This window comes from Cellulomonas sp. (genome assembly GCF_965229465.1).
Taxonomy (GTDB): Bacteria; Actinomycetota; Actinomycetes; order Actinomycetales; family Cellulomonadaceae; genus Cellulomonas.
This window is the reverse complement of record NZ_OZ245882.1, coordinates 1157029-1169759: the sequence shown is the minus strand read 5'-3', so window position 1 is coordinate 1169759 and position 12731 is coordinate 1157029. Positions and strand designations below refer to the sequence as shown.

13 protein-coding genes are annotated in these 12731 nt (G+C 71.7%); 9 read left to right on the top strand and 4 right to left on the bottom strand.

Going from position 1 to position 12731, the window contains the following annotated elements; all coding sequences use genetic code 11:
* Nucleotides 1-12: 12 nt before the first annotated feature.
* From ACO06A_RS05570 to fbaA, 5 genes are all read left to right on the top strand, one after another.
* On the top strand, nt 13-960 hold the full coding sequence (locus ACO06A_RS05570) for a carbohydrate ABC transporter permease (RefSeq protein WP_421735049.1): 948 nt from the start codon (nt 13-15) through the stop codon (nt 958-960).
* Nucleotides 960-1886, top strand: a complete 927-nt coding sequence (locus ACO06A_RS05565) for a carbohydrate ABC transporter permease (protein WP_421735048.1) — start codon at nt 960-962, stop codon at nt 1884-1886. Before ACO06A_RS05570 ends, ACO06A_RS05565 begins: the two co-directional genes overlap by 1 nt.
* Nucleotides 1886-3421 carry an alpha-N-arabinofuranosidase gene (locus tag ACO06A_RS05560; protein ID WP_421735047.1) on the top strand — a complete coding sequence of 512 codons (1536 nt, stop codon included), beginning with the start codon at nt 1886-1888 and terminating at the stop codon, nt 3419-3421. Before ACO06A_RS05565 ends, ACO06A_RS05560 begins: the two co-directional genes overlap by 1 nt.
* A 10-nt stretch (nt 3422-3431) precedes the next feature.
* The gene (locus ACO06A_RS05555; RefSeq protein ID WP_421735046.1) at nt 3432-4052 is read left to right on the top strand and encodes a TrmH family RNA methyltransferase; all 621 of its coding nucleotides are present in this window, start codon (nt 3432-3434) and stop codon (nt 4050-4052) included.
* Nucleotides 4053-4149: 97 nt separating this feature from the next.
* A complete protein-coding gene (gene fbaA, locus ACO06A_RS05550; protein ID WP_421735045.1) occupies nt 4150-5184 on the top strand; it encodes a class II fructose-bisphosphate aldolase in 1035 nt (344 codons plus the stop codon).
* A 45-nt stretch (nt 5185-5229) separates the two neighbouring features.
* On the opposite strand, the gene ACO06A_RS05545 is transcribed toward fbaA, so the two are convergent.
* Entirely contained in the window at nt 5230-5646 is a 417-nt protein-coding gene (locus tag ACO06A_RS05545) for an STAS domain-containing protein (RefSeq protein WP_421735044.1), read from the bottom strand.
* Nucleotides 5647-5727: 81 nt separating this feature from the next.
* On the opposite strand from ACO06A_RS05545, the gene ACO06A_RS05540 reads away from it, so the two are divergent.
* Nucleotides 5728-7854: a SpoIIE family protein phosphatase gene (locus tag ACO06A_RS05540; protein ID WP_421735043.1), complete on the top strand. Its 2127-nt coding sequence runs from the start codon at nt 5728-5730 to the stop codon at nt 7852-7854.
* On the opposite strand, the gene ACO06A_RS05535 is transcribed toward ACO06A_RS05540, so the two are convergent.
* A complete protein-coding gene (locus tag ACO06A_RS05535) occupies nt 7851-8222 on the bottom strand; it encodes an STAS domain-containing protein (protein ID WP_421735042.1) in 372 nt (123 codons plus the stop codon). The genes ACO06A_RS05540 and ACO06A_RS05535 overlap by 4 nt on opposite strands.
* A gap of 108 nt (nt 8223-8330) precedes the next feature.
* Here ACO06A_RS05535 and ACO06A_RS05530 point away from each other — a divergent pair, with 108 nt between their 5' ends.
* Nucleotides 8331-8759, top strand: coding sequence for a DUF3151 domain-containing protein (locus ACO06A_RS05530; protein ID WP_421735041.1), 429 nt, complete (start codon nt 8331-8333; stop codon nt 8757-8759).
* 123 nt (nt 8760-8882) lie between these two features.
* Nucleotides 8883-10169 carry an adenylosuccinate synthase gene (locus ACO06A_RS05525; RefSeq protein ID WP_421735040.1) on the top strand — a complete coding sequence of 429 codons (1287 nt, stop codon included), beginning with the start codon at nt 8883-8885 and terminating at the stop codon, nt 10167-10169.
* On the opposite strand, the gene ACO06A_RS05520 is transcribed toward ACO06A_RS05525, so the two are convergent.
* Together ACO06A_RS05520 and ACO06A_RS05515 are read right to left on the bottom strand one after the other, a co-directional pair.
* The gene (locus ACO06A_RS05520) at nt 10162-10746 is read right to left on the bottom strand and encodes a GNAT family N-acetyltransferase (RefSeq protein WP_421735039.1); all 585 of its coding nucleotides are present in this window, start codon (nt 10744-10746) and stop codon (nt 10162-10164) included. The two genes, ACO06A_RS05525 and ACO06A_RS05520, sit on opposite strands and share 8 nt — an antisense overlap.
* Before the next feature lie 18 nt (nt 10747-10764).
* Entirely contained in the window at nt 10765-12042 is a 1278-nt protein-coding gene (locus ACO06A_RS05515; protein ID WP_421735038.1) for an MFS transporter, read from the bottom strand.
* 75 nt (nt 12043-12117) lie between these two features.
* Between ACO06A_RS05515 and ACO06A_RS05510 the strand changes: the two genes are divergently transcribed.
* Nucleotides 12118-12714, top strand: a complete 597-nt coding sequence (locus tag ACO06A_RS05510) for a helix-turn-helix domain-containing protein (protein WP_421735037.1) — start codon at nt 12118-12120, stop codon at nt 12712-12714.
* Nucleotides 12715-12731 lie beyond the last annotated feature (17 nt).

The following is a 12731-nucleotide window of genomic DNA, read 5'->3' as shown; positions in this document are numbered from 1 at the left end:
AGGAGTCGGAACGTGTCCTCTGCAGCCGTCGACGTCACCGGCGCCCCGCCTCGCACCACGTCACCCGACGAGGTACGGCGCGGCGAGCGCGAACGCCGTGCCCGCGACAACCGCATCGGCTGGGCGTTCGTCGCCCCGTTCGTGGTCGTCTTCGTGATGTTCCTCATCTGGCCGCTCGTCCACGGCTTCTACCTGAGCTTCACCGGCGAGAGCATCACGGGCGCCGGCGGCGAGCTCATCGGGTTCGACAACTACGCCGAGGCCCTCGCGGACCCGATCATGTGGCGCTCGTTGCTGAACACCCTGTGGTTCACGGTGCTCTCCACGGTCCCGCTCGTGATCGTGGCGCTGATCCTGGCGCTGCTGGTGCACCAGGGGCTGCCGGGGCAGTGGCTGTGGCGGCTCTCGTTCTTCATGCCGTTCCTGCTGGCGTCCACCGTCGCCGCGCAGTTCTGGATCTGGATGTACAACCCGCAGCTGGGGCTCGTGAACTACCTGCTCGGGGCGGTGGGCGTCGAGCAGATCGCCTGGCTGCAGGACCCGAAGTGGGCGATGCTCGCGGTGGTGGTCATGACGCTCTGGTGGACCGTCGGGTTCAACTTCCTGCTCTACCTGACGGCGCTGCAGAACATCCCCGAGCAGCAGTACGAGGCGTCCGCGCTGGACGGCGCCGGGCGGTGGCGCCAGCTGCGGTCGATCACCATCCCGCAGCTCGGGCCGACCACCGTGCTCATCCTGATCCTGCAGGTCCTGGCGTCGCTGAAGGTCTTCGACCAGATCTACATCATGACGCAGGGCGGACCGGGTGGCGTGACCCGCCCGGTCGTCCAGTACGTGTTCGAGACCGGCTTCACGGGGTACCGGTTCGGGTACGCCTCGGCGATCGCCTACATCTTCTTCGCCATCATCGTCATCATCTCGGTCGGCCAGATGCGGCTGACGACGCGTAGGAGCGCATGATGAGCACCGCCGTGCAGAGCACCACCGCCGAGCCCGCCGCCGCGGTGCGGTACCCCCGCGGTCGGTTCGCCGACAAGGCCGGTCTACGCACCGGCGAGCGCTTCGCGAGCCCCGGCCGTATCGGGGCGATCGTCGCCCTGGTCGTCCTCGCAGTGTTCTGGCTGCTGCCGTTCCTGTGGGCGGTCGTCACGTCGTTCAAGTCCGAGACGTCCGCCGCGGCGACCCCCGTGTCGTGGCTGCCGCCCGACGGCTTCACCACCGACGCGTACGCCAGCGTGCTGCGCGAGGGGAACATCCCCCGCTGGACGATGAACAGCCTGATCACCGCCGTCGCCATCACGCTGATCACCCTCGTGGTGTCGTCCCTGGCCGCCTACGCGTTCTCCCGGCTCGACTTCACCGGCCGCCGCTGGCTGTTCTGGGGGATCATCGCGTCGATCATCATCCCGCCGCAGGTGCTCATCGTCCCGCTGTTCTACGAGATGCTCACGCTCAACCTCGTCGACACCTACTGGGCCGTGATCCTGCCGCAGGTGGTCCACCCGGCCATGGTGTTCATCCTGAAGAAGTTCTTCGACCAGATCCCCGTCGAGCTCGAGGACGCCGCGCGGATCGACGGCGCCGGACGCCTGCGGGTGTTCTGGTCGATCGTGCTGCCCCTGTCGCGGCCGATCCTCGCGGCCGTCTCGATCTTCGTGTTCACCTTCGCGTGGAACAACTTCCTGTGGCCGTTCATCGCCACGAGCGACTCGTCGCTGATGACGCTGCCCGTCGGTCTCCAGACCGTGAAGAGCGCCTACGGCCTCCAGTACGCGCAGGTGATGGCCTCGGCGGTGCTCGCCGCCCTGCCGCTGGTCGTGGTGTTCCTGTTCTTCCAGCGCCAGATCATCAAGGGGTTCGCCACCACCGGCTTCGGCGGGCAGTGATGTCCCGCGCGCGCGTCACGCTCGACCGCGACTTCGTCGTCGGACCGGTTCCCCGGAGGATCTTCGGGTCCTTCGTCGAGCACATGGGCCGGTGCGTCTACACCGGCATCTACGAGCCCGGGCACCCCGCGGCCGACGAGCACGGGTTCCGCCGGGACGTCCTGGACCTGGTCAAGGAGCTCGGCGCGACCGTCATCCGGTACCCCGGCGGCAACTTCGTCTCCGGGTACGCGTGGGAGGACGGCGTGGGCCCGGAGCGTCCGCGGCGGCTGGACGGCGCCTGGCACACGGTCGAGACCAACGCGTTCGGGCTGCACGAGTTCGTCGACTGGTCCCGCATCGCCGGCGTCGAGGTCATGGAGGCCGTGAACCTGGGCACCCGTGGCGTGCAGGAGGCGCGCGCGCTGGTCGAGTACGCCAACCACCCCGGCGGCACCGAGCTGTCCGACCGGCGCCGCACGAACGGTCACGTGGACCCGTTCGACATCAAGCTCTGGTGCCTGGGCAACGAGATGGACGGGCCGTGGCAGATGGGCGCCAAGACGGCCGACGAGTACGGCCGGCTGGCGCAGGAGGCCGCCAAGGCGATGCGGCTGGTGGACCCGACGATCGAGCTGGTCGCCTGCGGCTCGTCGAACTCGGGCATGCCGACGTTCGGCGCGTGGGAGCAGACCGTGCTCGGGCACGCCTACGACGAGGTGGACTACGTCTCGCTGCACGCCTACTACCAGGAGCACGACGGCGACCACGCCAGCTTCCTGGCCAGCGCGGTGGACATGGACTACTTCATCGAGTCGGTCGTGGCCACGGCGGACGCCGTCCGCGCTCGCGGGAAGCACAAGAAGCACGTGGACCTCTCCTTCGACGAGTGGAACGTCTGGTACGCCACCGGCAAGGACACCGAGGACCAGCCGCACGTGATCGAGAAGGCCGGAGGCTGGCGCGAGCACCCGCGGATCATCGAGGACGAGTACTCGGTCACCGACGCGGTCGTCGTCGGCACGTTCCTCAACTCCTTGCTGCGGCACGGCGACCGCGTGAAGATCGCCAACCAGGCGCAGCTGGTCAACGTCATCGCCCCCATCCGCTCGGAGGAGGGCGGCCCGGCGTGGCGGCAGTCGATCTTCTGGCCGTTCGCCCGCATGGCGGCGCTCGCCCGCGGGGTCATCCTGCGCACCGCGGTGACGTCCGACCGCTACGAGACGGCGACGTTCGACGCCGTGGACCTGGTCGACGTCTCGGCCACGTGGGACGAGGAGCACGGGCGCGTGGCGCTCTTCCTGGCGCACCGTGGTCTCGACGAGGACGCCGAGGTGACGGTCGACCTGCGCGGCTGGACCGCGGGCACGGTCACGCGCGCCGAGGTGCTGACCGTGCCGGGGGGCGGCGACCGGCACACCACGAACTCCCAGGGCGCGCAGGACCGGGTCGGCCTCGTGCCGCTGGACGGGGTGCGTGCCGATGACGGGACCGTGAGCCTGCGCCTGCCGCCGCTGTCCTGGGCGGTCGTGGAGCTGGAGGTCACGCTCGCCTGACGCGGCTACCGTGGCGCCCGTGGACGAGGAGCGCGAGCAGGTCGGGGTCGGGCCCTGGGTCGGCGAGTGGCCCTCCGACGAGCGCTACGACCCGGTGCTGCTGGCCGAGGGGGACCGCCGCAACGTCGTCGACGCGTACCGGTACTGGACGCTCGAGGCGATCGTCGCGGACCTGGACACCCGCCGGCACCCGTTCCACGTGGCCATCGAGAACTGGGCGCACGACCTGAACATCGGCTCGGTCGTCCGCACCGCCAACGCGTTCCTGGCCGCCGAGGTGCACATCGTCGGCAACCGCCGCTGGAACCGCCGCGGCGCCATGGTCACCGACCGCTACCAGCACGTCCGGCACCACGGAGGCGTCGACGACCTGCTCGCCTGGGCGTCCGAGGAGGGCCTCCCGGTGCTCGGCGTCGACAACCTGCCCGGCTCCGTGGCGCTCGAGGGCTACCCGCTGCCGCGCGCCTGCGTGCTGCTGTTCGGGCAGGAGTCGGTCGGGCTGTCCGACGCCGCCCGCGAGGCCGCCGTGGACGTGCTGCACATCGCGCAGTTCGGCTCGACGCGCTCGATCAACGCGGGTGCCGCCGCCGCGATCGCCATGCACACGTGGATCACGCAGCACGCGTCCTGAGCTCAGGTGGGTCCTGTCCGGGGGTAGAACGTCCCGGACCCACCGACCCTCAGGCGTGCCAGAATCGAACCGATACCCCTCCCACGACACGCAGGAGATGCAGCAGATGGCCATCGCCACCCCCGAGGTGTACGCCGAGATGATCGACCGGGCACGCGCGGGCAAGTTCGCCTACCCGGCCGTGAACGTCACGTCGTCCCAGAGCGTCACCGCCGCCCTGCAGGGCTTCGCCGAGGCGGAGTCCGACGGCATCATCCAGGTCTCGGTCGGTGGCGCGGAGTACGCGGCCGGCTCGACCGTCAAGGACCGCGTCGCCGGCTCGCTCGCCCTCGCGGCGTACGCGGCCGAGGTGGCCAAGGGCTACCCGATCACCGTCGCGCTGCACACGGACCACTGCGCCAAGCAGAACCTCGACTCCTGGGTGCGCCCGCTGCTGGCGCTCGAGATCGAGCAGGTCAAGGCCGGCAAGCTCCCCACGTTCCAGTCGCACATGTGGGACGGCTCCTCGGTGCCGCTCGACGAGAACCTGATCATCGCTGAGGAGCTCCTCGAGCTGTCCGTCGCGGCCCGCACGATCCTCGAGATCGAGGTCGGCGTGGTCGGTGGCGAGGAGGACGGCCACACGGCCGAGATCAACGACAAGCTGTACACGACCGTCGAGGACGGCCTGGCCACGGTCAAGGCGCTCGGCTCGGGCGAGAAGGGCCGCTACCTGACGGCCCTGACGTTCGGCAACGTGCACGGCGTCTACAAGCCGGGTGCGGTCAAGCTGCGCCCGTCGATCCTCGCGGACATCCAGAAGGCCGTCGGCGAGGTCCTCGGCAAGGAGAACCCCTTCGACCTCGTCTTCCACGGCGGGTCGGGCTCCACCGAGGCCGAGATCTCCGAGGCCGTCGACAACGGCGTCATCAAGATGAACATCGACACGGACACGCAGTACGCGTTCAGCCGTCCGGTGGCGGACCACTTCTTCCGCAACTACGACGGCGTGCTCAAGGTCGACGGCGAGGTGGGCAACAAGAAGGCCTACGACCCGCGCGCCTGGGGCAAGCTGGCCGAGGCCGGCATGGCCAAGCGCCTCGTCGAGGCCGCGCAGCAGCTGCGCTCCGCTGGGCAGACGCTCGGCGCCTGATCTGACACACACGAAAGGGCCCCCTCGCGGGGGCCCTTTCGTGTGTCAGTTGCTGCTGTCGACCGGCTGGAACTGCGACTCGTCACCCTCGACGACGTCGAGCAGCTCGCCGATCCGGGTGACCTCGAGCAGGAACCGCACGGTCGGCGGCACGCGCAGGAGCCGGACCCGGTGCTTCGACCGGATGGACAGGCGCGCGAGGAACGCGACGCCCGAGGAGTCCATGAAGGTGACGTGGTGAGCGTCGACCTCGATGGGCAGGCCCACCTGCTCGGCCTCCGCGGTGGCCTCCTGCAGCTCCGCGCCGAGGTCGGCGTCGACCTCGCCCGAGAGCACGATGCGGGTGGCGTCGGTCCCCACGATGACGTGGACGGCCCCGGGCTCGCCGACGACCCCGGAGCCGGAGTCGGCGTTCGAGGTGTCCGCAGGCCCGTCGGGGGTGGTGCTGTTACCGTCGCGCACGGTGCTCCTTTCGCGGACTGCCGCTCGAGGCGGCGCCGGCTTCTCGACGACCTGCCTGTTCGGCACGCTAGACGATCGGAGGTGGTAGTGGTCAACTCCCACGCTTCGCCCGTCTCCGATCATGTTCTCGTCGACGTGCGCGATCGTGCCCTCAGAGCAACTTCCGTCCCGATCGCCTTGTTGGATGCGACCGAGTCGGGCCTGCCCGTCGTGTGGGTGAACGACGCCTTCGAGAGGGTCACAGGGTACGGCCTCGAGGACGCTCGACGCCGACACGCGGACGTGCTCCGGGACAACGCGCTCCCGGCGGCGGACATCGAGCGGCTGCGGACGGCGGTGCACACCGGGCAGACGGTCGTGCAGACGCTCACCCTGCGCCGCGCCGACGGGTCCCCCTTCGCGTGCCGCGTGACCCTGTCACCCGTCCCCGCCGCCGACGGCGGTGCCCTCACGCACTGGGTCGCAGCCCTCCAGGACCTGACCGAGCAGCTGTCCCACGACGCCGAGCAGGCGGCGCTGGTCGAGGCCGAGCGGCGCGAGCGGCGCAGCCTCGGGCTCATCGCCCAGGTGTCGGACCTGCTGATGGACGTCGACGACCCGCACGCGCTGCGCGAGATCGCGGCGGTGCTGCGCCGCTCGGTGGTCGGCTGGGCGGCCTTCTACCTGAACGACGGTGGCCTGCGGGTGGCCGACGGGATCGACGTGCCGCACGCGCCGACGGGCAAGGGCTCCCGGCACGGCGAGCTCCCCGCGGTCCGCGACGCGGGACCGGACGCCGTCCAGCAGCTCCTCGACGGTGAGCTGGACCGCCCGGTCGAGCTCGAGCTGAGGGGCTCCCACGGTGCCGGCAGCGCGTCGGCGTGGCTGGTCGGCCAGGCCGGTCTCGTCCTCGGCGACGCCGGGCCGTCGGACGACCACCGCGTCGCGGTGTTCCCCCTGACGGGGCGCCGCCGCGTGCTGGGCGTGCTCGCGGTGCACCCGCACGAGGGCGGCGGGCTGCGCGGGCTGGAACCGTCGGTGCGCACGGTGCTCGAGCTGACCGCCCGCCGGGTGGGCATGGTCATCGACAACGCCCGGCTCTACGACCGGGAGCACCGGCTGGCCGAGACGCTCCAGCGGGCCATGCTGCCGGAGCAGGCCGAGGTGGACGGGCTGGACGTGTGGACGTACTACGCGCCCAACTCGGAGAACGCGCAGGTGGGCGGCGACTGGTACGACGTGCTCCAGGTCAGCCCGGACGTGGTGGGCGTCGTGATCGGAGACGTGGTGGGGCACGACGTGGAGGCCGCCGCCGCCATGGGTCAGCTGCGCTCCGTGGTCCGCTCGTACATGGTCGACCTGACGACCCCCGGGCCGGTGCTCGAGCGGGTCGACCAGCTGGTCGCCGGCATGCGGGTCCCGCGCCCGGCGGGCCTGGTGCTGTCGACCCTGACCCGCACCGACGGCAGCTGGCGTCTGGAGTACTCGCGCGCGGGACACCTGCCGGCCCTGCTGGTGCGCGGGGGATCGGTCACCCAGCTGAGCGCCTCGGGCGGGCCGCTGATCGGGTTCGGCGGTGCTCCGCGATCCACCGAGGGGGTCGACCTCGACCCGGGCGACGTCGTCATCTACTACACCGACGGCCTCATCGAGCGCCGCGACCGTGGCCTGCGCGAGGGTCTGGACACCCTCTCGGCGGTCGCCGCGGCGGTCACCGCGCGCGACGCGGCCGGCGTCGGGGAGGAGCTCCTGTCGCGCCTCGCGGACCACCGCGAGGACGACGTCGCCGTCGTCGTCGTGCGGGTGCCGTCGCCGTCGGACACCTCCGCCCGGACCCGCAGTCCCCGGCGCCGGCGCTGGTCGCTGCCCAGCGAGGCCACCTCCATCGGGCGCGCGCGGCACGCCGTCGTGCGCACGTGCCAGGCGTGGGGGATCGAGGACTCGGCGAACGCGGAGCTGGTCGTGTCCGAGCTGGTGGCCAACGCCGTGCTGCACGGGTTCGGGCACGTCTCGCTCCAGCTCTACGACACCGGCGACGGCCTGCGCATCGAGGTGGAGGACGGGAACCCGGCTCCGCCGGTCACCACGGACGGGCACCCCGGCCGCGTGGGCGGGTTCGGCATGCAGATCGTCGAGCGGCTGGCCGACTGGGGCTGGCGGCAGTCCCGCGGGGGCAAGCTCGTGTGGGCGAAGGTGCGACCGGGCTCGCTGCCGTCGCACACCCGCTAGGCCGGGGTCGGAGCCCCGTCGGGCCGACGGAAGCCGGACTGGCTGACGCCCGCCTCGCAGTGGTGGTCGGCGTCGATCCGGAACAGCTCGAGCGCGCCGCAGATCTCGATGACGAACAGGTCCCGCGGGTCCGCTCCGCGCAGGACGGTGGCGCCGCCACGCTTGCGTCCGGAGTCGGCGAGCGAGATCAGGAACGCCGCGCCGGTCGAGTCCATGAACGTGACCTGGCACATGTCGATGACGAGGAGCTGCCGGCGCAGGCCGACCACGCGCGCGGCGATCTCCGGGAACTGGTCGCGCTCGGCCAGGTCCAGGTCGCCGGCGATCGCCAAGGTGGTCGTCGTCGCGGACGTGGAGATCTCGATCATGTGTGCCCTGTCGGGTTGCGGGGCTGCGAGCCGAACAGCAGTCCAGGTCGGCCAGACGACTGTAACTGTGCCCATCGGCCCGCGCACACGGTGGGGGAGACTGTGCACATGAGCCACGAGAACCTGCTGGACGGTCCCGCCCCGACGCTGCTGCCCGCCGACGGCCCGGACGCGGACGCCCGCGCGGCGCTGAGCAGCGGATCCACCCCGCGCGAGGCCGTGCCCGCCGCGCCGGCGTCGTCGCTCCTGTGGGCCCTCCTGGCGGAGAGCGCGCTCGCCGACGACGGGGACCCGGTGGCGGCGTACGCCTACGCGCGGACCGGCTACCACCGCGGGCTGGACGCCCTGCGCCGCGCCGGCTGGCACGGGCGGGGACCGATCCCCGCCGACCACGCGCCCAACGAGGGGTTCCTGCGCTCCCTGCTCGCGCTCGCGGAGGCGGCCGAGGCCATCGGCGAGTCCGAGGAGGCCGAGCGCTGCGAGACGTTCCTCGTGGACAGCGGTACGTCGGCGGACGAGGTCGCCGCGCTGCGGTGACGGTCGCTGACATGACCATTTCTTGACGGTCCGGTACCCTCTCGGAGGTACTGGGTCACTGCCGCCCGGTGCCCGGCCCCCGCACACGGGTCCGCACCGTAGGCAGGGGAAGTGGTGATCTGGATGCCTGCCGTCGTGGTGCTCGGAGCTCAGTGGGGCGACGAGGGCAAGGGCAAGGCGACCGACCAGCTCGGCTCGCGGACCGACTACGTCGTGAAGTTCAACGGCGGCAACAACGCGGGTCACACGGTCGTGATCGGGGGCGAGAAGTACGCCCTGCACCTGCTGCCGTCGGGCATCCTGTCGCCCGGCGTCGTCCCGGTCATCGGCAACGGCGTGGTCGTCGACATCGAGGTGCTCTTCGAGGAGATCGACGCGCTCGAGGCCCGCGGGGTGGACACCTCCGCCCTCAAGGTCTCGTCGGCCGCGCACGTCATCGCGCCGTACAACCGCACGCTGGACAAGGTCACCGAGCGGTTCCTGGGCAAGCGCCGCATCGGCACCACCGGTCGTGGCATCGGCCCGGCGTACTCCGACAAGATCAACCGCGTCGGCATCCGCGTCCAGGACCTGTTCGACGAGAAGATCCTGCGGGAGAAGGTCGAGGGCGCCCTCGACCAGAAGAACCACCTGCTGGTGAAGGTGTACAACCGCCGGGCCATCACCGTCGACGAGACGGTCGAGGACCTGCTGCGCCACTCCGAGCGCCTGCACCCGATGGTCGCGGACACCCCGCTGCTGCTCAACACCGCGCTCGACCAGGGCAAGACGCTCGTCTTCGAGGCCGGCCAGGCCACCATGCTCGACGTCGACCACGGCACCTACCCGTTCGTCACGTCCTCGTCGGCCACGGCCGGCGGCGCGTGCACGGGCTCGGGCGTGGGGCCGACGAGGATCGACCGCGTGGTCGCCGTCGCCAAGGCGTACACCACCCGCGTGGGCGAGGGTCCGTTCCCCACCGAGCTGCTCGACGACGACGGCGAGTGGCTGCGGCAGACCGGCGGGGAGTTCGGCACCACCACCGGCCGGCCCCGCCGCACCGGCTGGTACGACGCCGTCGTGGTCCGCTACGCCAGCCGCGTCAACGGGCTCACCGACCTGGTGGTCACCAAGCTCGACGTGCTCACCGGCCGGGAGAAGATCCCCGTGGCCGTCGCGTACGACGTGCAGGGCCGCCGGTTCGACGAGATGCCGTACGACCAGTCCGACTTCCACCACGCCAAGCCGATCTACGAGTACCTGGACGGCTGGAGCGAGGACATCTCGGGCGCTCGGGAGTTCGACGACCTGCCTGCCGCGGCGCAGCGCTACCTGCTGCACCTCGAGGAGATCTCGGGCGCGCGCATCTCGTCGGTCGGCGTCGGACCGGGCCGCGAGGCCACGATCGTCCGGCACGAGCTGCTCAGCTGACGTCTCCCGCGTCGTCCGCGAGGCGCGCATGCAGGTGCATGTCGTGCCAGCCGTCCGCGTGCAGGGCGTCGCCGCGCTTGGTCCCCTCGAGCCGGAAGCCGGCACGGGTGGCGACGAGGCACGACGCCGGGTTGTCGACCGAGTGGTCGACCTCGATCCGGTGCAGCCCGAGCGTGCCGAACGCCCAGGTGCTCAGGGTGGCCAGGGCGGTCGTCGCGACCCCTCGGCCGCGGGCCGCCGGGAGCACCCAGTACGAGATGTCCGAGCGGCCGTCGCCGTGGTCGAAGGACCGCAGGCTGATCTGGCCGAGCACCTCGTCCGCGGTCGTGATCGCCCAGCCGGCCCCGGTCTCGTCCTCCCACCGCGCCGACCACGAAGCGACCCAGGCGGCGGCCTCGTCGGCGTCCATGGACCGGGCGTGCCACCGCCGGATCCCGGGGTCGGCGTAGGCGGCCTGCACCGCGTCGGCGTCCTGCGCCCGCCAGGGCCGCAGCGACAGGCTCTCCGCGTGGAGCACGGGCTGCGCCGAGCCAGACACGGTTCCGGGTGTGAGCGCGGGAGCGGTGAGCCGGGGCACGCGGCCAGTATCGCGGGGTCAGGCGGCTGCCGGCAGGGGGTCTGTCGCTGGCTCCGGTGCGGGGAGCACGAGCTCGTCGACCATGCGCTGGCGGACGACCGCGATCGGGTAGCCGACCGCCGCGACGCAGACCACGGTCGCGCCGAGGAACACCGCGGGCAGTCCCCACTGCTCGGCCACGAGGCCGCCGAGGAGCGCGCCGAGCGGCATGAGCCCGTACCCGAGGGTCCGGCTGGCCCCGCCCACCCGGCCGAGCATGCCGGGGGCGACCATCCGCTGCCGCATCGACTGCGAGATCACGTTGCCGTTGGTGTTGAGGAAGCCGAGGAAGAACATGGCGACGGCGATGGCCGGGACCGTCGGGACCAGCACCGGGACGAGCATGAGCAGGGCGTCCAGGGTCCAGCACGTCAGCAGCAGCCGGACCTCGGGGATGCGCCGGCCCAGCGGCTCGGCGGCGATGGAGCCGAGCACCGCGCCGACCGCGAGCACCGCGATGACCAGCGGGTAGTGCGCGGGCTCGAGCCCGACGCGCGAGCCGGGGCCGACCATCCAGAGCACGAACACGGCGAAGTAGCCGGTGCTGGCCATGTTCATCACGCTGCCGGCCACCAGCAGCGGGCGGAGCACCGGGTGCCGGACCAGGAAGCCGACGCCCTCGCGGACCTCGGCCAGCGCCGAGCGCTTCTCGGTGGCCGCGTGCTTGTACGTCCCGGGGATCCGCGTGGCGATGAGCAGCAGGGCGAGCACGCCGAGCCCCGCGGGGACGCCGAACACCCAGCCGGCACCGAGCGCGAGCAGCCCGCCGGCGATCGGGCCGCCGACGAACGTGGCCATCACCTGCTGCGCGGCGAGCGTGCGCCCGTTCGCGGCCTCGAGGCGCGAGCGCGGCACGATGTCGGGGACCAGCGCCGAGCCGGCGAGGTCGACGAACACGTCGGTCACCCCGTAGAGCAGCACGATCACGGTGAGCGCGGCGATCGTCATGTGCCCGGTGGCCACCAGCCAGACCGCCACCCCGAGCAGCAGCGCGCGGCCGGCCAGCCCCACCACCTGGGTGTACTTGCGGTCGCGGCGGTCGACCACCACGCCGGCCGCCAGCCCGAGCACGAGCCAGGGGAGCCAGGCGGCGGCGGTGAGCAGAGCGATCTGGCTGGGGGAGCGCGTGAGCGTGAGGGCGTACAGAGGCACGCCGGTCTGCACGATGCCGTCGCCGAGGTTGGCCATCCCGGTCGCGGTCAGGTGGGCGGCGAACCGGCGGCCGAGGGGCTCGCGTGTGGCGACCTGCTCGCTCATGGGGGCTCCTGCGAGGGGACGGTAGGATCGAAGAGAATTCTCTGCAAAGACAACTCTGCAAAGGTATCTCTGCAAATGAGCGAGAGCAAGCCCCTGCCGTTCCGGGCCCGTGCGATCGGGCCGGAGGAGCTCAAGGCGTTGGCGCACCCGCTGCGGATGGCGATGTACGACTACCTGTCCGAGCACGGGTCCGCCACCGCCAGCCAGCTGGGCCGGCGCCTCGGGGAGAGCAGCGGGCAGACCAGCTACCACCTGCGCCAGCTGGAGAAGCACGGCTTCGTCGAGGACGACCCGGCGCACGAGCGCGGGCGCGACCGGTGGTGGCGCGCGGTCGGGTACAGCGTCGACGGACGGGACATGCTGCGCGACCCGCGCACGGCCGAGGCGGCGAACGCGCTGCTGCAGGGGGTCGTCGCCGAGCGTGCCCAGGTGCTGAGCCGGTGGATGCTCACGGGCGACACTCCGGAGTGGGAGGCCGCGGCGCTCAACGACCGGACGACGGCCGACCTCACCCTCGAGGAGCTCCAGGAGGTCGTGGTCGCGGTGCAGGAGATCATCGACGGCACCGTCAAGCACGCCAAGGAGCGCAGGGCGGCCGGCGACACCGAGGGCCGCCGCCGCGTGCGGATCTACTTCGACGCCCTCCCGTTGCCGCTGGACGAGAACGCCTGAGTTGTGCAGATCGCAAG